At 42.5% G+C, this 24,322-nt stretch carries 18 protein-coding genes and 1 riboswitch; of the genes, 10 read left to right on the top strand and 8 right to left on the bottom strand.

Annotation, left to right across the window (positions count from 1 at the left end; translation table 11 throughout):
* The first annotated feature begins 249 nt into the window (after window positions 1-249).
* Window positions 250-341: riboswitch (glycine riboswitch) on the top strand.
* A gap of 71 nt (window positions 342-412) precedes the next feature.
* Window positions 413-1,744 (top strand): alanine/glycine:cation symporter family protein, encoded by a 1,332-nt coding sequence (locus tag ACVRYP_RS09955; protein ID WP_447468561.1) that lies wholly within the window; start codon window positions 413-415, stop codon window positions 1,742-1,744.
* Window positions 1,745-1,794: 50 nt separating this feature from the next.
* Window positions 1,795-2,640 carry a mechanosensitive ion channel family protein gene (locus ACVRYP_RS09950; RefSeq protein WP_447468560.1) on the top strand — a complete coding sequence of 282 codons (846 nt, stop codon included), beginning with the start codon at window positions 1,795-1,797 and terminating at the stop codon, window positions 2,638-2,640.
* A gap of 329 nt (window positions 2,641-2,969) precedes the next feature.
* Here ACVRYP_RS09950 and ACVRYP_RS09945 read toward each other — a convergent pair whose 3' ends face one another.
* Both ACVRYP_RS09945 and gdhA read right to left on the bottom strand, forming a co-directional pair.
* A complete protein-coding gene (locus ACVRYP_RS09945; protein ID WP_447468559.1) occupies window positions 2,970-3,809 on the bottom strand; it encodes a COG3942 and LysM peptidoglycan-binding domain-containing protein in 840 nt (279 codons plus the stop codon).
* A gap of 197 nt (window positions 3,810-4,006) precedes the next feature.
* A complete protein-coding gene (gene gdhA / locus ACVRYP_RS09940) occupies window positions 4,007-5,353 on the bottom strand; it encodes an NADP-specific glutamate dehydrogenase (RefSeq protein ID WP_447468558.1) in 1,347 nt (448 codons plus the stop codon).
* Between the two features lie 218 nt (window positions 5,354-5,571).
* Between gdhA and ACVRYP_RS09935 the strand changes: the two genes are divergently transcribed.
* On the top strand, window positions 5,572-6,507 hold the full coding sequence (locus ACVRYP_RS09935) for a dihydroorotate oxidase (RefSeq protein ID WP_447468557.1): 936 nt from the start codon (window positions 5,572-5,574) through the stop codon (window positions 6,505-6,507).
* 725 nt (window positions 6,508-7,232) lie between these two features.
* Here the strand turns inward: ACVRYP_RS09935 and ACVRYP_RS09930 are convergent.
* Both ACVRYP_RS09930 and ACVRYP_RS09925 read right to left on the bottom strand, forming a co-directional pair.
* Window positions 7,233-8,099: a Cof-type HAD-IIB family hydrolase gene (locus ACVRYP_RS09930; RefSeq protein ID WP_447468556.1), complete on the bottom strand. Its 867-nt coding sequence runs from the start codon at window positions 8,097-8,099 to the stop codon at window positions 7,233-7,235.
* Window positions 8,100-8,198: 99 nt separating this feature from the next.
* On the bottom strand, window positions 8,199-8,654 hold the full coding sequence (locus ACVRYP_RS09925) for a rhodanese-like domain-containing protein (protein WP_447468555.1): 456 nt from the start codon (window positions 8,652-8,654) through the stop codon (window positions 8,199-8,201).
* 328 nt (window positions 8,655-8,982) lie between these two features.
* Between ACVRYP_RS09925 and ACVRYP_RS09920 the strand changes: the two genes are divergently transcribed.
* The 4 genes from ACVRYP_RS09920 to ACVRYP_RS09905 all read left to right on the top strand — a co-directional run bounded on the left by ACVRYP_RS09920 (window position 8,983) and on the right by ACVRYP_RS09905 (window position 15,708).
* A complete protein-coding gene (locus tag ACVRYP_RS09920; protein WP_447468554.1) occupies window positions 8,983-10,914 on the top strand; it encodes a beta-glucoside-specific PTS transporter subunit IIABC in 1,932 nt (643 codons plus the stop codon).
* Between the two features lie 83 nt (window positions 10,915-10,997).
* Window positions 10,998-12,482, top strand: a complete 1,485-nt coding sequence (locus ACVRYP_RS09915; RefSeq protein WP_447468553.1) for a prolyl oligopeptidase family serine peptidase — start codon at window positions 10,998-11,000, stop codon at window positions 12,480-12,482.
* 9 nt (window positions 12,483-12,491) lie between these two features.
* Entirely contained in the window at window positions 12,492-14,168 is a 1,677-nt protein-coding gene (locus ACVRYP_RS09910; RefSeq protein WP_447468552.1) for a carboxylesterase family protein, read from the top strand.
* A gap of 280 nt (window positions 14,169-14,448) precedes the next feature.
* On the top strand, window positions 14,449-15,708 hold the full coding sequence (locus ACVRYP_RS09905; RefSeq protein WP_447468551.1) for a CapA family protein: 1,260 nt from the start codon (window positions 14,449-14,451) through the stop codon (window positions 15,706-15,708).
* A 175-nt stretch (window positions 15,709-15,883) separates the two neighbouring features.
* Here the strand turns inward: ACVRYP_RS09905 and ACVRYP_RS09900 are convergent, their stop codons facing one another.
* The 4 genes from ACVRYP_RS09900 to ACVRYP_RS09885 all read right to left on the bottom strand — a co-directional run bounded on the left by ACVRYP_RS09900 (window position 15,884) and on the right by ACVRYP_RS09885 (window position 20,317).
* Entirely contained in the window at window positions 15,884-17,221 is a 1,338-nt protein-coding gene (locus tag ACVRYP_RS09900; RefSeq protein WP_447468550.1) for a ferredoxin reductase family protein, read from the bottom strand.
* 191 nt (window positions 17,222-17,412) lie between these two features.
* Window positions 17,413-17,946 carry an RDD family protein gene (locus ACVRYP_RS09895; protein WP_447468549.1) on the bottom strand — a complete coding sequence of 178 codons (534 nt, stop codon included), beginning with the start codon at window positions 17,944-17,946 and terminating at the stop codon, window positions 17,413-17,415.
* Between the two features lies 1 nt (window position 17,947).
* On the bottom strand, window positions 17,948-18,961 hold the full coding sequence (sppA, locus tag ACVRYP_RS09890) for a signal peptide peptidase SppA (RefSeq protein ID WP_447468548.1): 1,014 nt from the start codon (window positions 18,959-18,961) through the stop codon (window positions 17,948-17,950).
* A 459-nt stretch (window positions 18,962-19,420) separates the two neighbouring features.
* Complete coding sequence (locus ACVRYP_RS09885; protein ID WP_447468547.1) at window positions 19,421-20,317, bottom strand: helix-turn-helix domain-containing protein; 897 nt, start codon at window positions 20,315-20,317, stop codon at window positions 19,421-19,423.
* Window positions 20,318-20,880: 563 nt separating this feature from the next.
* Here ACVRYP_RS09885 and ACVRYP_RS09880 point away from each other — a divergent pair.
* From ACVRYP_RS09880 to ACVRYP_RS09870, 3 genes are read left to right on the top strand one after another with little or no spacing between them, the layout of a single operon-like run.
* A complete protein-coding gene (locus tag ACVRYP_RS09880) occupies window positions 20,881-21,264 on the top strand; it encodes a VOC family protein (RefSeq protein WP_447468546.1) in 384 nt (127 codons plus the stop codon).
* A 45-nt stretch (window positions 21,265-21,309) separates the two neighbouring features.
* On the top strand, window positions 21,310-22,746 hold the full coding sequence (locus tag ACVRYP_RS09875; RefSeq protein ID WP_447468545.1) for a glycoside hydrolase family 1 protein: 1,437 nt from the start codon (window positions 21,310-21,312) through the stop codon (window positions 22,744-22,746).
* A 17-nt stretch (window positions 22,747-22,763) separates the two neighbouring features.
* On the top strand, window positions 22,764-24,248 hold the full coding sequence (locus ACVRYP_RS09870) for a glycoside hydrolase family 1 protein (protein WP_447468544.1): 1,485 nt from the start codon (window positions 22,764-22,766) through the stop codon (window positions 24,246-24,248).
* Window positions 24,249-24,322: the final 74 nt, after the last annotated feature.

The following is a 24,322-nucleotide window of genomic DNA, read 5'->3' as shown; positions in this document are numbered from 1 at the left end:
CAGCCTTAATGGTCTGGTATTTTCTTGTTTCTGTCATGGTTAAGTCTATCCTTTGCATGATACTAGAATAACAGATGGGACATTTTTACCTTCGATCTAACTAGGACATTATCACTTTCGAATGATAGAAAAATCAATATTTTCTGAAAATTACTTGACAAGCCTAATTATTGTGATAAAATAAACAAAAAAAGATTACCGATTGACGTTTTTCAGAAAGAATACACGGAGCTGTTCTGACTGTTAAATCGACGGAACTCTGGAGAGACCATCATGAGGATGGCGCCGAAGGGGCAAGGGACACTACCGAAACTCTCAGGCAAAAGGACAGAGCAAAAGCAATTGCTTTTTCCTACGATTTTCAGCCAGCCATCTCGGCTGGCTGTTTAGTTGTCATCGGAAAGGAGCCTTTATGTTAAAACTTTTAGAGACTGTCGATGCTTGGATATGGGGACCACCTCTTTTGTTCCTTTTAATGGGGACTGGGCTCTATCTGACCATCCGTCTTGGTTTTTTACAATTACGAAAATTGCCCAAAGCGATTCGCCTGATTTTTAAAGCCGATAATGTCGGACATGGGGATGTGTCGAGTTTTGCGGCTCTTTGTACGGCTTTGGCAGCTACTGTTGGTACAGGGAACATCGTCGGGGTAGCAACAGCGGTTAAAGCTGGTGGACCAGGGGCTCTTTTTTGGATGTGGGTGGCCGGTCTCTTAGGGATGGCAACTAAGTATGCAGAAGGGGTCTTGGCCATAAAATACCGTCAGGTCAATTCCGACGGCAGTATTTCAGGTGGACCCATGTATTACATCACCAGAGGGCTGGGTGAGAAGTGGCGTCCTCTAGCCATTTTCTTCTCCTTAGCTGGCTTATCCGTAGCGTTTTTTGGCATGGGAACCTTTACTCAGGTGAATGCCATCACCGGTGCCCTTCAGGGGAGTTTTAATTGGTCGCCAACGATTATGGCCCCTTTGTTGGCTATCTTAGTTGCTATCATAACCTTTGGTGGGATTCAGTCGATCTCTAAGGTATCGACTAAAGTGATTCCTTTTATGGCAGTATTTTACCTTCTAGCTAGCCTCTGGATTGTTGTCCTCAATTGGCAAAAAGTGCCAGAAGTGTTAACGATGATTTTTGAAGGAGCCTTTACCCCAATGGCTGCTTTAGGTGGCTTTGCAGGATCAACGCTCCGGACAGCTATGCAAAATGGGGTGGCCCGAGGCGTTTTTTCAAATGAATCGGGTATGGGATCTGCTCCTATCGCAGCAGCAGCAGCTAAAACCAAGTGGCCAGCTGAACAAGGCCTTATTTCAATGACAGGGACTTTTATTGACACGATTGTTATTTGTAGCTTGACAGGTATTGTTCTATTGATAACAGGCGTCTGGTCAGGAGACGCTGCAGGAGCAGCTATGACTCAGGCAGCCTTTAATACCACTATGCCAGGTATCGGTCCCTTGATTTTGACCTTGAGTTTGACGCTGTTTGCTTTTACGACAATTTTAGGTTGGAGTTACTACGGAGAACGGTGTTTTGAGTTTATTTTTGGTCGAAAAAATATCGTGGTTTTCCGTATCCTATTCGTTATGATGGTCGGTTTAGGAGGCTTTTTAGAATTAGATTTGGTCTGGGTGTTAGCGGATATCTGTAATGCTTTAATGGTCTTTCCGAATTTAATCGCTATTTTAGGATTATCACCCGTTATTATTGTGGAAACCAAACACTACTTAGACCATTTGGAGTAGGAGCTTGTGAGAGTTTTTGATATAATGGTAACCATCAGGAAGGGAGCATTATGTCAACAGTGATTCAAAATTACTTTACCCAATTTGATGGGGAAACCTTGATAACAGCAGTTATCAGTAAAATCATTTCTTTGGTTTTGCTAATCATAGGATTTTTTATTCTTAAAATACTGATCCAATTTATCGTTCAAAGGGTTATCTCGCCATCTTTAAAATTAACTCACGACAATAACCGGCAACATACTTTGACGCGCTTAATTGAAAACACCCTTAACTATGTCCTTTACTTTTTTTTGATTTATGCCATTTTAAGTATTTTGGGTTTGCCTGTGTCTTCTCTTTTAGCGGGTGCTGGTATAGCAGGCGTGGCCATAGGATTAGGAGCTCAAGGGTTTCTTTCGGACTTGGTCAATGGTTTCTTTATCCTTTTGGAACGCCAATTTGATGTCGGAGACTCCGTTATTTTAACAAATGGAGCCATCAAATTATCCGGTCATGTCTACAGTGTCGGCATTCGGACAACACAAATTAGGGATTTCGATGGGACCCTTCATTTTATCCCCAATCGCAATATCCTTGTCGTTAGCAATCTGTCGAGAGGGGATATGCGGGTTCAGGTGGACCTGCCTTTAGCAGTCACGGTTAACCTTGAAAAAGTATACCAGATCATCGAAGAGGTCAATAAGGAGTTGGTGGCTGAGATGCCAGTGATTAAACAAGCTCCAACAATCTTTGGACCCCAGGTTGCAGTAAATGGACAGACAGTCCTAAGAATTCATCTTTTTGTTGAAAATGGGAAACAATCTGCCACACACCAAGCGGTATACCGGCGCTACCAAGAAGCCCTCAGGGATGAAGGGATTGAATTTATCCAACAACCTTATACCTGGAAATAAAGGATGTTGAAAGAGATGGGGCTGCAATTTCTCCCGAACACCTCTGCAAATCCTATAAAGAGGCTACTGATTCGATATCTCTGCATTTAATGCTTTAAGGCGACTTGGGGTAAAAGATTAGGTCGAGTAAGAGGGTGTGCCCAATGTCAAGGCTTCGTGAATGAAAGGAAATTTATCATAGGTATTTTCTAATAAATCATAAAAAAGTTTGGGACAGGACATCTGTCTCAAACTTTTTTAGTATTAACTTTAGGGTATTGCTGCTGTTTTCATGGCTCGAGGTAATGGATAAGTCCATCTTTTTAAGAGTTAAATCAACACGCAATGAATTACCACGGGTAGATATAAGTGACACGTCCTTGGGCGGTGGTAGGATCAAACCAGCCACGGTAGTTGGCAATTTGTTTTTGCCCCATATAATTGGATTCTAGAACTTGAATACTAGTGTCGGATGCGACAGAAGTGACATAGGCAACATGGCCGAAATCTCCACCATCCCAAACAGCAATAGCGCCGACTGCAGGCGTCACACCAACGGAATAGCCATTAAGGGCAATCGCATTTTCATCCCAATCTTTGGCATTCCCCCACCAATTATTAACCCAAGGCGCTAATTCTTTAACAGCCCAAGTGCATTGACCAATAGGAAAGGAATTCCCATGATCGGTTGGAGTATTGAGGACTACACCTTCAACATCCTGTGTACCATAGGGATCTGAGGTACTAGAGGTAGTATAAGATTGCGTTTGAGGCAGAGCAACTGAGCTTGCTTGAACCTGCAAGACATCGCCCGGATTGATGATATCGTAAATTGATTTTCCGTTGTTGGCAGCTAGTTGGAAAGGATCCATACCATACAAGCCAGCAATACTGTAAAAAGATTCACCAAATTGAACAGTATGGGGACTTGATGCAGGCGTCACTGGAGCTGGGTCATTGACCTGTAGAACATCACCTGGATTGATAACATCGTAGATTGATTTTCCATTATTGCTTGCCAATTGAGTGGTATCCATACCATAAGCGGTTGCAATGCTGTAGAAAGATTCTCCAGCTTGAACAGTATGGCTGGCTGCTTCAGCAGAAGCCGTTCCGAGGGTGTTGACAGCAGTGGCAGCAACAATGGCTAATCCTGCTTGGCTAAGGTGTTTTTTGGTTCTTTGAGTCATGATTATCTAACCATCTCCTTTGTTATTTGTATGAACTGTTTAATAGCTTCATAATACCGTAACACCTATTATAAAAGAAAAAAAGAGCAAAAATATTTCGTTTTGCTCTTTTTTTAATGAAAAATATAACACTTCTTAACAATTAGGTATAAAAAAAGTCTCCCGTATTATCAGAAGACTTTCACTTGTAACAAAAATTAAACAATTCCTTGTGCGATCATGGCATCGGCTACTTTTTCAAAGGCCGCGATGTTAGCTCCAGCTAAATAATCAATTCCTAAATCGTACGTTTCAGCCGTATCTTTTGCCGTAGCAAAAATGTTGGTCATGATATCTTTAAGGCGAGCATCGACTTCTTCAGTCGTCCAAGACAAGCGTTGGCTGTTTTGGCTCATTTCGAGCGCAGAGACAGCAACACCACCAGCATTAGCTGCTTTGGCAGGACCATAGAGGACACCATTCTCACGGTAGGCAGTAATAGCAGCAAGGTCAGAAGGCATGTTAGCTCCTTCAGCGACGGCGTATACCCCATTAGCGACTAAGCGTTTGGCTTTATCCCCATCAATCTCATTTTGAGTGGCACATGGGAGAGCGATATCGGCAGGACCCTCATAGTTCCAAACAGAACCTTCAAAGTATTTAGCGCTGGCTTTTTCAGCGGCATATTCGGTCAAGCGAGCACGACGTTTTTCTTTAATGTCGACTAAAAGATCGAAATCGATACCTGTTTCATCGATAATGTAACCATCAGAATCTGATACAGAGATCACTTTTGCCCCGAGCTCAGTTGCTTTTTGAACGGCGAACTGGGCAACATTGCCAGAACCAGAAATCAAGACAGTTTGATCCTTAAAGGATTTGCCATTGGCTTTTAGCATCTCATCAGTGAAGTATACCAAACCATAACCTGTTGCTTCTGGACGAATCAAGGAGCCGCCAAAAGCAAGTGGTTTTCCAGTTAGGACACCTGCATCAAATTGGTTGAGACGTTTGTATTGACCAAACATATAACCAATTTCACGGCCACCAACGCCGATATCACCAGCTGGTACATCAAGCGAAGGACCGATGTGTTTTTGCAATTCCGTCATAAAGCTTTGGACAAAGCTCATCACTTCACGGTCTGTTTTGCCTTTGGGATCAAAGTCTGATCCCCCTTTACCACCACCGATAGGTAGGCCAGTCAAGACGTTCTTGTAAATTTGCTCAAACCCGAGGAATTTTAAAATAGACTGGTTAACCGTCGGGTGGAAGCGAAGGCCGCCTTTATAGGGACCAACAGCTGAATTGAACTGTACACGGTAGCCACGGTTGACCTGCACCTTACCGTCTTTGTCAGTCCAAGGAACACGGAAAGAAATCACGCGTTCAGGTTCAACAATGCGTTCCAAAATATTTTCTTCGATATATTCTGGATGTTTTTCAAAAACAGGCTCTAGAGTATCAAAAAGTTCTTGCACAGCTTGGAGAAATTCAGTTTCGTGGGGGTTACGCGCTTTAACAGTCTCAAAGGCTTGGTCAATGTATGTTTTTGCTGCTGTCATTTGTAGTCTCCTTAATTCATTTGATGGTAAATTATATCACATCAAAACTTTATCTGTCAATCAGAAAGTTGGAATTTTCAGAAAATTACCTAATATTTTTTCAGATGAAAGTTCTAAAATGAAGTTGCCGATTGAGAAGTAAAGCTATACCTGGTTCCTATCAACTAAAGTTGAAATCTTATGGTATACTAAAAAGAAAAACAACTCTTGGAGGGACTATGGTTTCAACAGCATCTCGTATCGGGAATTTTCAGTTTAAAAATGTTCTCATGAACGCAGCAGGTGTCTATTGCATGACACGAGAAGAACTTGAAGCAGTCCGTCACTCTGCAGCAGGGACCTTTGTCACTAAGACAGCAACATTGGAATCTAGAGCAGGTAATCCAGAGCCTCGTTACCATGAGGTTCCTCTAGGATCAATCAATTCCATGGGCTTGCCCAACCAAGGTTTGGACTACTATCTGGACTACCTTTTAGAGTTGCAAGCCTCATCTCCAGAAGAAACGTTTTTCTTATCTTTAGTAGGACTATCACCAGATGAGACGCATACTATTCTAAAAAAAGTAGAGGCATCTGCTTATCGAGGCCTTGTTGAGCTTAATCTTTCTTGTCCTAACGTTCCAGGCAAGCCACAAATTGCCTATGATTTTGAAACAACAGAAAACCTACTTACAGAAGTATTCACTTATTTTACAAAACCTCTGGGTGTGAAGCTTCCCCCTTATTTTGATATTGTGCATTTTGACCAGGCAGCAGCAGTCTTCAATAAATTCCCCTTGACCTTTGTCAACTGCGTTAACTCCATTGGAAATGGGCTCTATATTGAAGATGAGACAGTAGCCATCAAACCCAAGCAAGGATTTGGTGGTTTAGGTGGTCAGTATATTAAACCAACTGCCCTTGCCAATGTCCATGCTTTCTATCAAAGACTAAAACCAGAGATCCAGATTATCGGAACAGGGGGTGTTCTGACAGGTCGTGATGCCTTTGAACACATCCTTTGCGGTGCCAGCATGGTCCAGATTGGAACCCAGTTGCAAAAAGAAGGTGTGGGAATCTTTGAGCGCGTGACAGCAGAACTCAAGGCAATCATGGCTGAAAAAGGTTACGACTCAATTGAAGACTTCCGCGGGAAATTGCATTATATGGACTAAGAAAAGCCGTTTTGACGACTTTTTTAGCTTTTGTTGAATAAAATTTAAAAAGTAAAGAGCAAAACCTTGACTTTTGTAAGCGTTTGCGATATAATTAAACCATAAAGAAGATAACCTTATTCAAGTACACGATAAGATTATCTGGCCTAGGCAATTTTATATCACTTATGGAGAGACTTGGTGAGGAGAGGATGACGATTCTCGAATGACAGAGGCTCTTCACATCGCACAAAATATTTATTGGAGGTATGTATATGCTTAAGATGAATATGAGTCGGTACAAGAACGGTGACAACTGAGATTTACATTTAGTGATAGGGTGTTTACCTTATGCTTAATGGAAAGTAACTCTATTGTTTATCGCTACGTTTTAAAGCATAATCTAGATTTATAAGTTAAATGCGCAGGCATTTTACCAAAAGGAACAGACGACAGAGTCTGTCACGGAGGTAACAATATTAATCAAGATAAGAATTATAGCCAATAGCGAGTAGCATCTACACATAGCGTGAGATTCTGATAAGAATAGCGAAAGACAATTGTGAGATTTGTAGATAAGCTACCATGAAAGAATGTTTAATCTAGAAAAACCTTAGATGTTTGATATCAACAAGGTTAAAGTATAGTTTAGTCTATCGTTCATCGATTCGGCTTAAATACAACTGAATATGCAGTAGAGGTCAAGGCAGATGCCTTGGCCTCTTGGGTTATTCCGATGGTAATGTCTATAGGGAAATGAGCTGAGCTAGCCCTCTAGCAACTCCAGCTTCAGTGTTAGCCACTGTTTGATAGCGAGCAAGGGCCTTAATTTCTGGTTCGGCATTTGCCATGGCAAAACTATGGCCGACCGTTTCAAGCATGCTGACGTCATTAAAATTGTCTCCAAATGCGATGCTGTTGTTTAAATTAATGCCAACTCTTGAAGCATAACGCGCTAAGGCCAGGCCTTTTTGAGCTTCTTTATGAGTAATTTCTATGTTAGAACGACCTGAAGAAGAGACGGTAAGAGATTGCAAGTGTTCATTAATATAAGTGATGATTGGGGCAAAAACTTCAGGGCCAGCAGAATCCATGAGGCTAATTTTAAGAGCATGCTGATTAGGATCATTAAGAATATCGTCAAATGAGCTAACCTCTATCGCCATTAATTTGGCATCGATATCTAAAATTTCTTTTTCAAGTTCAGCACTTGAAAGGTGAGGTTTTTCGTTTAAAAGATCTGTCTTAAAAACTTTTAGGCGCGCTTGACGCTCACTAATGTAGACTGCTTCTTCAGTGATTAGTTCAGCACACAATCCAAGCTCAGTCGCTTTTTGGAGCAGGATCAGAGCATTGTCTTTGGAAATCTCAGATCGTTCTAAAATTTGGTCATTAACATCATAAACAATGGCACCGTTTAATAATATCTTAGGACAAATGATATTGTAGGGCTCAAGTGCAACTTGGGCCATTTGTAAATTTCGGCCTGTACAGACCAGGAAGGGGATATCCTGTTTGGCTAATGCTTTAATAGCTGCAATGTTGTCAGGGGGGATGGAAACATGGTCGGATAAAAGCGTACCATCCATATCAGATGCAACAAGTTCAATCATTTAAATAGTCCTTTTTAGCAGGTTAGGTTTTCAATGAAGAAAACGGAGTTTTATGTCGGGTGGGTCTACTTGAGCCACCATTGTTGAAGTTTCATTTATTTAAGGAGAAGACAGCTGACCTCCAATGGCTTCGACCTGGGCAAGACCTCCCAAATCATAGACTGCGGTGTAACCGGCATCTCGAAGGATCTTAGTAGCTGCTGCAGACCGAATGCCAAGCTGACAATGCACATAGATTTTCTGATCTTTAGGGAGGTCAGGCAAGTTGCCAGCCTCTAACTCAGTAATGGGAAAATTGGTAGTCAGGCCAAAATTTTGCTTGGTAAATTCTTCATTTGAGCGAACGTCATAAAAAACCGCACCATTTTCAACATCTTGAATGACCTGGTTAAAGGTGATATGATTTTCTCTGGCATCTGGACCTGCTTTGGACCAATCAATAGTGTCAGTGGTCATAGCAGTTTCAGTCTCCCTAGCCGTTTTGGTTTCTTTCTGACAGGCACTCATTAGAAAGACTGACATCATTAAACAGATGATAGAAGTGATTTTTTTCATGGATGATTTACTCCTTTGACAAAGATCATTTTTGAATTTATCTAACTAACTAATAGTCTAACAAATTATCGGGAAAAAGGCACCGTTTGCCATTTTAAAAAATTTTTTTAAAAACGCTTGCATTATTTTTGAAATGTGTTAGAATAAGTTCATGGATTGTTACTGGTCATGCAGGCAAAACCTAAGTAAATGTGAAATAATACCCACTTTTTGAGCATTCTCAGAAGGTCTATTGTTTGATATTTATTTAGGTTTTTCTTTTGTTTCTCGGACAGGTACCAGAAGAGAACAATGATCAGCCATTAAAAAAATTTAAGGGGAGTATCTCATGGCTAAATATACTGAATTAGCACAAGATATTATTGCTCACGTTGGGGGCAAAGAAAACATTTCTGACTTGAAACACTGTGTGACACGTTTACGTTTCACCTTGAAGGACGAAGGCAAAGCTGACACAGACTACCTAAAGCAACGCGACGGTGTGGTGACCGTTGTTAAAGCGGGTGGTCAATACCAAGTGGTTATTGGTAACCATGTACCAGATGTTTATGCTGAAGTGGTTAAAGAAGCAGGACTTGCGGGTGGCGGTAGCCTTGACATCGATGAAGGTGATGCACCACAAGGTAACCTTTTTGACCGCTTTGTAGCCTTGGTTTCTGGTATCTTCCAACCTTTCCTCGGGCCATTGGCAGCTGCCGGTATTGTTAAGGGTATCGTTGCAATTCTTGGGGCGACACTTGGTTGGAACTCCGCAAATAGTGCTATCTATGCTATTTTAAATGCTGCTGGAGATGGCTTCTTCCAGTTCCTGCCATTGATGATTGCTTTGACATCTGCCCGTAAATTCAAGATGAATGAATTTACAGCGTTGGCGATCGCAGCTGCTCTAGTATACCCTGGTTTGCCAGAAATTGTAACAGCCTTAAAAGAAGGTGGTTTGGCCAATGTATTTGGTATTCCATTTGCACTTCCTGCATCAGGTAGCTACCTTCAAACTGTAATGCCTGTAATTCTTGCTATTTGGATTGGATCTCTTATTGAAAAGAATATCCGTAAGGTCACCCCGGATGTTGTAAAACTTTTTGTAGTACCTTTTGTAACAATCTTAGTGACAGTTCCATTGACATTCTTGGTTGTTGGACCGATAGCAAACTTTATTTCAGATATGTTGTCACTCGCATTTACAGCGGTCATGAACTTTAGTCCACTTCTTTATGGATTGCTTCTTGGTGGTTTGTGGCAAGTTATGGTTATGTTCGGTCTTCACTGGGCACTTGTTCCACTGGCTATTCTTCAATTCTCTCAAAACGGATGGTCAAACATCTTAGTAGCAGCTGCATTGCCAAACTTTACACAAACGGGTGTCCTTGCTGCAATCATGCTTAAGACTAAAGAACAAAAGGTTAAAACGATTTCTGCGCCAGCCTTGATTTCATCAATCTTCGGTGTAACAGAGCCAGCTATCTATGGTGTAACGCTTCCCATGAAAACCCCATTCTATATCTCATGTGTGGTTTCTGCTTTAATTGGTGCAGGGTTGTCATTCTTTGATATTAAGAACCATGCAATGGGGGCACTTGGTGTCTTTATGTACCCTGGTTATGTAAGTCCAGAAAAAGGATTAACTCCGATGTGGATTATGATTGGATTTACGGTAGTAGCTATCGTGGCATCGTTTGCTATCCAAATGCTTGTTCCAGTTCCAACTCTTTATGGAGAAGCTCCAGCGGAGGCTCCTGTAAAAAAGCCTAGTGCTGAAGCAGTTGCTCCAGTAGCAGCTGTGGAAGCTTCTACAACAACTGAAGTATCACCGATCTTGGCAAGCCCATTGACTGGTGATGTGGTAGCTCTTGCTGATGTGAAAGACCCTGTCTTCTCATCGGGTGCTATGGGTCAAGGTGTTGCGGTTGAGCCAAGTGTCGGCGAAGTGCTTGCACCAGCTAATGCAACAGTCAGTCTTCTTTTCCCAACCAACCATGCGATTGGTCTTCAATTAGATAACGGTGCGGAACTTTTGATCCACATCGGTATGGATACTGTTGAATTGGATGGAAAAGGCTTCACAGCCCATGTGAAACAAGGTGATCGTGTCACACTTGGTCAGCCACTTGTATCATTTGATATCGAAGCGATCAAGGCGGCAGGTTTCCCTGTAACCACACCAATTATTGTAACTAACACAGCAGACTTTGCTAGCGTGACTGCGACAACGGCAGGGGCAGTTCAAGCTGGACATGACTTGCTAGAAATAGTGAAATAACAACTTTATAAAGGTATGCCGGAAACGGCTTACCTTTTTTCTTGCTATAAAATGTAAGCGATTACTAATAACTGGAGGTTTGTATGAAAAAGACGTTGAAATACCTATTAGCTGCGACAGCCATTTTAGGGCTAGTGGCTTGTAGTCAGGCCAGTAAAAAAGAGACCAGTAAAGCGACCATAAAAGATGCTAAAATCGAAGTATCAGGCTACGAATGGGGCCCCTCTGTTTCCGCTCTGGTAGTCGAGCTTGATCAAGAGGTATCCGATATGACTGCAGATGACATTTCGGTTAAAACCTTGGGAGTAGACCGCAAGGTAACATCAGCGTATCTGTCAGATGAAAAGGGGCAAAAGGTTGATGGCTCTAGTAAATACGTTGCTTTGGACTTAGAGGTGACCTATGCATTTGCGTCTCCAGATAATGCGTCGCCCTTCAACTTTAATTTAGGCACTATGATGAACGAATGGGTTACAGAATACCCTGTCGAGATATCAGGACTCACGGTTGCTGGAAAGGTCCTTGATTACAGTACCGACGCTATTAACAAGCGGATCATGAACGACACTGATGCCTTTAATGTGCGTGGGCAACACCAAGGGCATTACAATAATCCGCTGACAGGAAACTCAGAAGAAGTGACTCTCCAGTATGCTGCCTATGAGCCAGAGCATTTGAAAGAAACGGCAGCTAAGAGCCCATTGGTCATTTGGCTCCATGGCCAGGGAGAAGGCGGTACAGACATTGACATCACCCTCTTAGGCAATGAAGTGACTGCTCTAACCAGAGATGATATCCAGAGCTACTACAGTGCGACAGGTGATGAGGCGGAAAAAGGTGCCTATGTGCTGGCCGTTCAAACACCGACCTACTGGATGGATGAGGGAGATGGTACTAATGGCGCTGGGGCTGGAAAATCCCGTTACACAGAAGCCCTGATGGCAGCGATTGAGGCCTATGTGGCTAGCAATCCAGATGTGGACACTAATCGTATCTATCTGGGCGGTTGCTCAAACGGTGGTTACATGACCATGAACATGGCGATTGAGTACCCAGACTATTTTGCAGCGGCTTACCCATTAGCAGAAGCCTACTCCTTTTATGATTACCAGCGAAACCCAGACGGAACCTACGCTAAGGAAGAAGCGAGTGACGGGACAACAGCTAGCTTTATTCCAAATGGGCAAATCTTTGTCACAGAAGAGAAATTAGCGACGTTGAAAAACTTGCCAATTTGGTTTGTCATGTCAGCAGACGATGAAGTCGTCCTACCAGATCGCTATGTCTTACCAACTTATCAGGCGCTTTTGAAAGCTGGCGCAGACAACGCTTGGTTATCTTACTATGAAACCGTTCAAGGCAAAGATATCCCTGAAAACCAATACATGGGCCACTGGTCTTGGATTTACTTCTTCAATGACCAAGTGACTGGTGTTCAGGACCCGGAAGCTGTAAAAGCTGTTTCAGATATGGCTTCAGCATACCAACCAAGCAATGCGAGATACGGTGGCAACAGTCAAGCGTCCCATAGCAACATCTTCGAATGGATGAATGCGCAAAGCAAATAGGAGATTAAGATGAAAAAATTTTTAAGCAAATGGACAGCCGTTCTAGGGATAGCTACTTTAGCTCTAGCAGGTTGTGCGACGACAGATCAGACGACAGATCATGGCAATGCCTTTAACCAAGAGGTGGAACAGACGGTTAAGAGTGGGCCTGTGAAAGGGCAAAAAGATGAAGAAAACAAAGTCATCGAGTGGCTTGGTGTTCCCTATGCTCAGGTGACGGACCGCTGGACGGCTCCAGAGCCTGTTGAGGCTTGGAAGGAGACTTTTGATGCTACAAAAGCGGGTGAGCCAGCTCTTCAACTCTCAAATGGGGAACAAATCGGGGTCGAAGATGCACTTAACTTAGATATCGTTCGCCCAGATACTGATGCCAAAGACCTGCCAGTTATTGTCTTTGTTCACGGAGGCAACAACCAAACAGGAACAGCCCAGGAAATCAAAGGGAATACCTTTGTCAATGATGTCAATGCGGTCTATGTATCCCTCAACTATCGCTTGGGTGCGCTTGGGTTTAACCCACTGCCAGCCCTTAAGACAGGTACGGATGAGAAAAACTCAGGTAACTATACCTTACTTGACTTGGCAGCTGGTCTGGATTGGGTTAAGGAAAACATTGAAACCTTCGGTGGTGATGCTGACAATGTAACCCTGGCTGGTTTCTCAGCAGGTGGTCGTGATGTGATGGCAACCTTAATTTCGCCTCTGTTTAAGGATAAATATGACAAGGCGATTTCCTTCAGTGGTGGGATTACTCTAGCAGATGAAGCGGAGAGCCAAGAAATCTTCGCTAAAGCGTTTGCGCCATTAGTGGTTGAAGATAAGGTCAAGGATACTGAGGAAGACGCAGTGGCTTGGTTGCTTACAGATGCTAAAGAAGTGGCTGACTATCTCCATGGCTTAGAGGCTGGCCGATTGGCTCCATTGATGGGCAATGCTAGCATCCGCATGTCTGTCTTCCCGCACCTCTATAAAGATGGGCATGTCTTGCCAAAAGATGGTTTTGACGGGGCAACCTTTAACGATGTGCCATTGATGTTAGTGACAGGCACCAGTGAATTCTCTCTTTTTGCTGCCTTTGACAAGTACTTCATGGAAGACTTTACTAGCGGTAACCTTGCCAAAGATGAGGACAAGATGGCTGAGTTTCTCTATGCTCGCAACTATGGTGGTGACTTCTATCGTCTCTCTAACGGTGTTGAAAGTGCCCGTATCTTAGACGGTAACTACCAATCAGAAATCTATGTTGGTGAGATTGCTTATGGAGCAAATGCTGAAGTGACACCAAGTCTTGCTAATGGGTTATCAGCCTACCATGGTGTCTTTGAACCTTTCCTCCAAACACCGTCTAACTACACAAGCTTAATCGGTGAGGAGTTTTATAACGATGGGCAAGCTGCTCTAGCAACTGCCTTTAAAGGGCATCTCAAAGACTTTATTGCTACCGGAAAACCCGGCAAAGACTGGGCTGTCTGGACAGCAGCTAATCAAGAAGTTCTCCTATTAGATGCGGATAAGTCTGTGGCTAAGCTTGAAATGACGACTGATAGCGAGACTGCTGAAGACGTTATTGCGAAAATGGAAGCTGATGGTAGTCTTTCTGCTGAGCAGAAGAAAATCTTAAACGAACAAGTGTTGAATGGCCGCTGGTTCAGTGGACCGCTTGATCAGTCTGATTTCCAATACTAAGGAACGCGTCAACTTTTTAAAGCAATAAAAGAAAAAATAAAGGAATGGGAAAACTCTATTTGTCCCATTCCTTTTGTTTTCGTTGAGGAAGTTTATTTAAGGAAGACTGGTAAGGTAAAACTTTAGGCCCTATTAGTGAAAAAGGGAAAAGAACTACCAGAAGCACTTGATCAGTTAGCTGAGTATGATTAATTTGGCAAATTTTGTAAGCCTTTTATTCCAAAGTGACCTTTTTTGTAAAATTTGTTACAATAAGGTTACTAAACTAAGGAGACAGCCTATGTCACGTCAGAAAAAATCTCAAAAGTCTTTAGTTAATTCTAAAACCTTCTCGATGTTAGTAGCCCTTCTGGCCTTTTTATTAGTGGGATTCACTTTTTTATTTCACCAATGGCAACAAGACGAGGTCGTTTTTAGAGGGGCTTTGACTGTCTCAAGCGATACAACAGAAGAGGATGAGATGCGTGAGAAAACGACAGCCCGGGTCATGGCTCATGGGGATTTGCTGTACCATGATATCATCTATATGTCTGCCCTTCAGGATGACGGAACTTACGATTTCAATCTGAATTTTGAATATGTAAAACCTTGGTTTGATCAAGCGGATCTGGTTATTGGAGATTTTGAAGGAACGATTGCCCCAGAGCTCCCTTTAGCTGGATATCCCCTTTTTAATGCGCCTAAAGAGGTCGTTGACGCAATTAAGAATGCGGGTTATGATGTCATGGATTTGGCGCACAATCATATTTTAGACTCTTATCTTTCTGGCTTGCTGTCAACAGCCAAGGCTTTTGAAGATGCTGGAATCGACACGGTGGGTGTCTATCCAGAAGGCAATCGTTCAACTGCTCCGCCATTAATCAAAGAAGTCAATGGCATCAAAATTGCGATTCTGGCCTATGCCTATGGATTTAATGGCATGGAGGCTAATCTATCCGTTGAAGAACAGGCAAATTATTTGTCCAACTTGGATGAGGTTCAGATGCAAAAAGAAATAGAAGCTGCCGAACAAGCAGCAGATGTGACGATTATTATGCCTCAGATGGGTATTGAGTATAGCCTAGAACCGACCCAAGAGCAGATTACTCTTTACCACAAAATGATTGATTGGGGTGCTGATGTGGTCTTTGGCGGGCATCCACACGTAGCAGAACCTTCTGAAACAGTTGAGAAAGACGGCCAACAAAAACTCATTATTTATTCAATGGGAAATTTTATCTCCAATCAACGTATGGAAACCATGGAAGGTGTTGCCAACTACCAGTGGACAGAACGTGGGGTATTGATGGACGTGGTCTTTGAAAAAACCGGAGATACTACAGTCATTAAAACGGCTAAGGCGCATCCAACATGGGTGCAACGCACGCCTAATGGGCGTTACTCCCCAGAAGGGTATACTTTATATAACTACCAGACGCTGATATTGGAAGATTTTATTGCAGGCGGAAAACACCGTGACTTGCTAGATAGTGAAACACAAGCACGCATTGATACAGCCTACACTGAAATGAATGATTTCATGGGGCTTTATTGGGAATAGCGACTGAAAGTGGTCAAATGAGCCATATACCAAGAATGGAGTCTCTTGTTCTCTCCTGATGGCGCATAAGATAATCCATATAAAAATCAAGAACTGTACTAAAATAGGCTGGACGCTAAGTCCAGCCTATTTCGTTCTCTTTAGTATCAGCATGATTAATGGTGAAAGATTTCTTTTAAAAACCAAATTCATCAATATGAATGCGTTCAGGATCCACTTTTTCTTTAGCTAGCATTTCTTGAGCAGCTGCTAACATAGGAGGTGGCCCACAAACAAAGAATTCTGCTGTTTGGAAGAGATCGGCTCCGATTTTAGCGAGATAGTCACTAGTGATAAAGCCTTGATCGTAACCTTCAACAGTTTCATTAGAAAAAATAAGGTGATAGGAGAAATTTGGGTTTTTAGCTTTGATTTCTTCTAACTCCTGTAAGAGGAAGATATCTTTCTCAATAGCAAGTCCCCAGACAAAGTGGATTTCTCTTTGTGTATTATGAGCGAGCTCATGTCGGGCAATACTTAAGTTTGGTGTTACACCGATGCCACCAGATAAGAGAACAAATGGTTTAGAGTCCACTGGTTCTGAGTCTAGCTGCTCAGGAAAGTAATTGCCATGCGGTCCTTCTAAAGTAACGGCATTACCGACGGTTACTTTATCAAGCTGTCCTGTCCAGTCACCATCTTCTTTAATCATGAATTCCATGTTTTGATCCGTATTGGCACTGGTCGTTGAAAATGGATGACCTTCCCGAGTTAATGCGTTATCAAGCATTCGGACAAAGAGATAATCACCAGGACGATAGTGTTTTGTCTTTCCATTTTTAGGAGTTAAAACGAGACGCCACACATCATGACGAAGGCGTTCTATCACCGAAACGGTATACTTATCACTGCTCGCAATTGACCATTTCCAGTAGGCGTAGTATCCCAAAAAAAGGACAGTGTATGCGGTTATCAGCCACTGGAAAATTCCACCAAAGCCCAATAGGAAGATATGCAGGTAAATCGCAATGATTGCCACAATAGCGAGGCGGTGAATCCAGAGACTGACTTCTCGGTTTTGCTTGTTTTTAAAAGCGCGGAGTTTAGCATTGTGATTGACAAACACGCCTGACAGTGAGAAGATTCCCGTAAACATAACCAAAATGAGTGAAAAAACAGCGATAAAACCAGTGGTTGAAAGATTAGATTGGTCAATGATGTTAAACATATTGGCAAATCCATTCCATTGTAGGATAACGTGAAGTAAGCCAGTGACACAAAGGACAACAGCCATTAGTGCGTGAATTTCATACATTTTTGGCAATCCAATATGTTTTTCGATAAATCGAGGACGCGATGCCATAAACGTAACTGTAAGCATCATGGAATAAGCTAAAAGGCCGGATGAAAATGAGATCAACGGTTTAGCAGGCAGGCCACTTCGAACGGTTAACATACTGGCGAACAGTGTAGCAAATATAACGAGTGACATGAGGGGAAAGAACGCATTTTTCCAAAATGATTTTTTTACCATAAGGTACCTCCCTTTTGTGAACTTATGATTAAAAAACTAATAACGTTAAATATTTAAACTAATTATATCATAATAACGCTTTAAAATCTATGGAAAAATTCTAAGAATTCAAAAAAACTGAGTAAAGAACTCAGTTTTAAAAATAGTGTTATGGCAGTTGATGCTCTGTTTCCTATTGAGAATAGGCTTCCTTATGGTAATGAGGTACTAATAGAAATAGGTTCAGCTACATCACTCGGTAAAATGAGTTGAGCTTCACGGGCTTTTTTAAAATAATCAACCTGATTGAGATTAATCACTACGGTATCACACAACATGTCCATAAGGTGTTGGCGATGCCGTGTAAAGACTAGCGTGACTGCTACGATTGGCAGAAAGTGGAGAATAGTCCGTCCTGCCAATTCGCGAACCAATAGGGTTTGCAAATCTGACTGGCCTGTTTTAAAATTGACAACTTTTAAGTTGAGCAGGTATTTACCAACAGTCTGGCCCTTGAAATAAAGCATGGTTCCTGAAAAATAAGCTAAAACAATGATGAGTTTAATCAGTGAGTACCACCATTGTCCTCTGGCATCGGCCGGTGCGACAACATAGTGTACAGACAAATTGAGTAAGATTTTAGTAATGGCGTTAACCAACAGGCTGTCAATGAGAAAGGCAGCTAGCCGAATCCAAAAACCGCCGAAAATTTGTTTCGGCCACTTTTTAAGAGGAAGTTGTTCCATATTAGAACCCTCCTTGCATGCGGTATTCTAGTGTCATGTCATCAAGTGAGTCGATTTTTTCGATGACTTTATCTAATTGGTCAGCAGGTGTTTCTTGGGAGGTGAGGCCTAATTGTCCTAGGAAACTTGGAAAGAGATTGCCGAAACCTAAATCTGGTGTGGTATAGGTAAAGGCTTGAGCATTGTCTAAATTGAAGTCATCACGAAGGGCTTGTAAAGCCTCCTTTTCATAACCGAATTCATCAATTAAGCCAACTTCTTTAGCTTGGGCTCCACTGTAAATGCGGCCATCAGCCAATTTTCGAACCTGCTCTTCAGACATATCTCGACCATCAACCACAACATCTACGAAGCGTTGGAAGGACTCATCCACATAAGTTTGAAGGACTTGACGCTCTTCTGCGGTCATTTCACGAGAGTCAGACATGATGTCTTTCATTTCCCCTGACTTAATAATCTGTGATTTGATTCCTAACTTAGCAAGTAATTCTGAAATTTCATACCCTCCCATTCGTACACCGATGGAGCCTGTTACGGTCTCAGCAGAGGCAAATACTTTTTCGCCTAACATGGCAAGATAGTAGCCGCCACTGGCTGCCGTATGGCCCATGGAAGCATAAACTGGAATATCCACTTCAGCCTGAACTTCCTTCATTCTATCATAAACTTCTCGAGTGGCGTAAACGTCCCCACCTGGAGAGTCAATGCTAAAAAGAACCGCTTTGATAGAAGTATCTTCCTTGATTTTATCAATAGACGCTAATATATGCTCGTGTACATATTGTCCATTGTCAACACCAATCGTTCCTTTAACAGGAATGACTAAGATACGGTTGAGAGCATCACCTTCTTCGACAATTTCTTCTGTTAATGTGTTGGCAAATCCAAATAGTTGGTTGAGGCTAGTATTAGAGTTGCTTTCATCCACTTCAGCCTTTTTAGGGGAAGAGCTAAAGAGGGAGGTCAATAAAACAACTGCTGCAAGTCCAATAACAATACCTTTTTTCTTATCCATTCGTATCTCCTTTTTGAAAATGAAGTTGGCCTTATTATACCGTTTTCAGTGAAAAAATCAAGCTGTTTCAGAAAATTACCTTAGAAATAGGTTCATGCAATATTTAGATTTTCTGTTAAAAAGAGCCCCTCGTTCTTGAAGTTTAAGGAAATCAACTAATTTTACAAACAAAGGACACAGGGACTAAGTGATACTCAAATAAAATCAAAATCTGATGATGCATGCTAATTTTCCAAGTGTTTGAGTTGTAACCAATTCTCCAAACCATTAACAAAGAGATGATAACAGTTTAGCTTATCATCGCTGACAACAAACAAGCAAACCTATCTTTCAGCATTCATATTTTGATGTTAAATGAGTATGAAATCTTAATTTTCTCAGAAAAAACGAACTTGGAACAAACGATATCAAGTTCGCTTTTTAAAATTTTAGAATAAACGATTACTGTCTTCAATACTCTTAATATTTTTTGATTTGTTTTGATTTTCGATATTGGCTTGGGGTCTGGTGATAGTATTTGCGAAATTGACGGTTAAAGTTGGAAAGGTTATTAAAGCCAACCTCCTCTGCGATGCGTAAAACAGGTTTTACCGAATGTTTTAGTTCCTGTGTAGCGGCATGTAAGCGGAGCTGGATGATGAAATCCATGGCAGAAGTTCCTGTTTGGCTTTTAAAAAAGGTCATAAAATGGGTTTCGCTGTAGTTAGTCTCCTGAGCCAACTCAGCAATGGTCAAGGGACGTTGGTAATTATGATGGATAAATTCCAGAATAGCCCTAATTTTTTCGTTTTTGCGATAGGCATCATCCGTCATTTTTTGACGAACGTAATCATATTGATAGACCGCAAAGATAAAATGAGTTAACAGAGACTTGAGTTCCAATTCGTAAAAGGCTGGTTTTTGCCTTTCTGTTTCTATGATTCGTTCCAAAGTGTCTCGTAGATCCTGATAACCAAGGTCACTTGGTTGGATGCGCATGATGAATTTAGATTGTGCATTTTGCAGGGGTTGCAGCATCTGAATGCTAGCCTGATCCATCTGCGCTGCTCCTAAAAAGTCTAGATGGACAATGACATTTTCTGTGACATGGTCTTGACCAGGGATGGGGTGGATGGAGTGCAGACCATTTGGCCTGATGAGGATAATATCATCTTTTTCGCTGACAAATCGGTCGTAGTCGATATGAAAATTAGCCGAACCCTCACGTACGAGGATCAATTCCATTTCAGGGTGCCAATGAAAGAGAATATCGGGAATGCCATTTTGAACGGTGATGTGTTTGACCGTAACGGGTAATAAACGGTTTTTATGTTGGACCGACTGACGATAGTCCTGAATCATTTCTTGAACAGCCATGAAGTCTCCTATATAATCATAAAAGGGAATAGTTTGACATTGTTAAAGATTGAAAAGAGTTGATTGGTTAGACACTTGAGCTCTTTGTCAGCCTTCCTGTTTTTGCTTGGCTCGCTGACGCCCTTTGTATCCTGTGATAGTTGAACTCGCCCTAAAAAGCTAGATAAAATTCAAAAAGTTCCTAGAGTCTCAAGACTCGTCGTCTCTTTCCTATTTTTATACGGATTTTTTAACGCCCTTTGTATCCTGTGTAGTCGAACACGGGCTAAAAGGCTAAAGGTCTTTAACGAGACTTTAACGAGATAGTATTTTCTAATGATCATGAGGTCGTAGACGTCTGAACTTTCTTGATTAAACATCTACGAAAGTCCTAGTCGTCCTGACCGGGGTGCGTCGACGAAATCGAAGATTTCTGACTTACCGCCATTTTCCTACGCTTTTCTTAACGGGCTTTGTATCCTGTGATACTATTATAGTATCAGTTTTTAAGAGAATAAGCTAAGAAAAAGTCATGGAAAAGGGATATACTATAAATGGAATGATTTGATAAAGGAGGTTGTTTCATGAAGCTGGAGCATTTTGCTCTTTATGTTGACGATCTTGAGGGGGCTAGGTTATTTTTTGAAACCTATTTTGATGCGATAAGCAATCAGCTCTATCATAATCACAAGACCACTTTTAAGTCTTATTTTCTGACCTTTTCCGATGGGGCGAGGCTTGAAATCATGACACGTGACGATACAGTTGATTTGCCCAAAACATCAACACGGCTAGGCTTTGCTCACTTGGCTTTTAGTTTGGGCTCTAAGGAAGCCGTTGATGGTTTAACGAAGCGACTCTTAGAAGATGGTTTTAAACATGTCAGCGGCCCAAGAACGACAGGTGATGGCTACTATGAATCTTGTATTCTTGATGCTGAGGGCAACCAGATTGAACTAACAATCTGATTTAAGAGATTGAGCAATAGAATAATTTAACTAAAGGAGTTTACTATGACTTACACATTTCCGAAGGATTTTCTCTGGGGTGGGGCGACTGCCGCGAACCAGTTCGAAGGGGCTTATAATTTAGATGGCAAGGGGCTTTCTGTTCAGGATGTTACCCCTCAAGGTGGGGTTCCTGCTAAGCCTGGTGACCACAATCCCTTGATCACAGAGGGGCCGACTGATGATAACCTCAAGTTGGTTGGGATTGATTTTTATAACCGCTACAAGGAAGACATTGCACTCTTTGCGGAGATGGGCTTTAAGACCTTCCGGTTGTCGATCGGTTGGTCACGGATTTTCCCAAATGGTGACGAGTTAGAGCCCAATGAAGCTGGCCTTGCCTTCTATGATAAGGTCTTTGACGAATTAGCCAAATACGGTATTGAGCCTTTGGTGACCCTCTCTCACTACGAAACGCCTCTTCATCTGGCGCGTGCCTACAATGGTTGGGCAAATCGTGACTTGATTGGTTTTTACGAGCGCTATGTGCGTACGGTCTTTACGCGTTACAAGGACAAGGTGAAATACTGGTTGACCTTTAACGAAGTTAACTCAGTGCTTCATGCACCCTTCATGTCCGGTGGAATTGCGACACCTTATGAGAAGCTTTCTAAGCAAGACCTTTACCAAGCGGTTCACCACGAGTTGGTAGCGTCAGCCTTGGCAACTAAAATTGCCCATGACATCAACCCCGACTTTAAAATCGGGTGTATGGTTCTGGCCATGCCTGCTTATGGGATGACCTCAAATCCTTTGGATCAGTTGGCAGCTCATGAATTTGAAAACCAAAACTACCTTTTCTCAGATATTCATGCGCGTGGGAAATATCCAAATTACATCAAGCGTTTCTTCAAGGAAAATGGCATTGCCATCCAGTTCGCAGACGGTGATGAGGAACTGTTAACCCACACGGTTGATTTTATTTCCTTCTCTTATTACATGAGTGTGGCTCAGGCCCACAACCCAGAAGACTACAACAGTGGTCGCGGGAACATTATGGGTGGCATTACCAATCCTTACCTTGAGGAGTCTGAGTGGGGCTGGCAGATTGACCCTGTTGGCTTGCGTTTAGTCCTCAATAAATTCTATGACCGTTACCAGTTGCCACTCTTTATCGTGGAAAATGGTCTGGGGGCTAAGGATGTCTTAGTGGATGGTCCTAATGGACCAACTGTTGAAGATGACTACCGCATTGATTACCTGCAAAAGCACTTGGTGCAAGTTGGGGAAGCCCTTCAAGATGGCGTTGAGCTGATGGGCTACACCACCTGGGGTCCAATTGACTTGGTATCAGCTTCAACCGCTCAAATGAGCAAGCGTTACGGCTTTATCTATGTGGATCGTAATGACGATGGCACAGGTAGCTTGGCGCGCTACAAGAAAAAGTCCTTTGACTGGTACAAAGAAGTGATTGCGACAAACGGTGAAAGTTTGTATAAGTAAGAGAAAAGGTGACTAATATGACAAAAACATTTCCTGAAAACTTCCTCTGGGGTGGCGCGATTGCGGCCAACCAAGCAGAGGGTGCCTATAACGTTGACGGCCGTGGCCTGGTGCAGACAGACGTGACGACTGGTGGGACAGTGAACTCTCCGCGTTACACCACCTATATTGACAAGGATGGCAAGCCTGGTAAGGCAGGCGGTATGGGTCACCATGCCCGTATCCCTGAAGGGGCCAAGTATGCTATTTTAGACACGGAATACTACCCAAACCACAAGGCAGTTGATTTCTACCACCGTTACAAGGAAGACATTGCTCTCTTTGCTGAAATGGGTTACTCTGTTTTCCGTCTCTCGATTTCGTGGGCACGGATTTTCCCAAATGGTGATGACAAGGAGCCTAACCAAGCTGGTCTTGATTTCTACCGCAGTGTTTTTGAAGAGTGCCGCAAGCACAATATCGAGCCTTTGGTGTCTATCTGGCATTTTGACACACCACTTGCCCTAGAGGAAAACTACAATGGCTGGAACAACCGTAAATTGGTTGATTTCTACGTGCGCTACTGTGAAGTGATTTTCAATGAGTACAAGGACCTCGTTAAATACTGGTTGACCTTCAACGAAATCAACAACACAACCATGTTCCTTGACATGTTTGGTGGCAAAGCGACGGATGCTGATTACCAAGCCGGCTACCAACAGCTCCATTACCAATTTGTTGCGTCAGCCAAGGCGGTTCAAGTCGGTAAGAAGATCAATCCTAACTTTATGTTTGGAAACATGATCTGCGGGATTACCTTCTACCCAGCAACTCCGGATCCAGCGGATATTCTTGCTAACCAACACAAGTGGGAAAGTGGGATTTACTACTGTGGTGATGTGCAAGTCAAAGGGAAGTACGGAACTTATGCTAAACGCCTTTGGGACGAGCATAATGTGGTGCTTGACATTACAGAAGAAGACCTGGAAGACCTCCGCAAAGGAACTGTGGACATGTACACCTTCTCTTATTACATGTCAAACAACGTGACCACGCACGATTCTGACGACAAGGTTTCTGGTAACTTCTCAACCGGTGTCCGTAACCCTTACTTGACCTACTCTGATTGGGGTTGGGCCCATGATCCGACCGGTCTGCAGTACTACTTGGAAAAAATCTACGATCGCTATGAAGTACCACTCATGGTCGTGGAAAATGGCCTAGGTGCCTTTGACACGGTCGAAGAAGATGGCTCTATCCATGATGATTATCGTATCGACTACCACCGTGCCCATGTTAAGGCCATGGCAGACGCCATTGCAAACGGCGTGGACTTGATTGCTTACACCACCTGGGGCTGTATTGATATCGTCTCAGCAGGTACCGGTGAGATGCGGAAACGCTACGGCTTCATCTATGTTGATATGGATGATGAAGGTAACGGTACAATGGACCGTACACCAAAAGATTCCTTCTACTGGTACAAGAAAGTTATCGCCTCAAACGGTACAGACTTGGATTAAGACAGGTAAAAACAGCCTCGAAGGGGCTGTTTTTCTCTGCCAATCAGCAAAATCATACCATAATATCAGTTTTT

The organism is Streptococcus rifensis (assembly GCF_053203525.1).
This window is presented reverse-complemented; position numbering and strand designations above follow the sequence as displayed.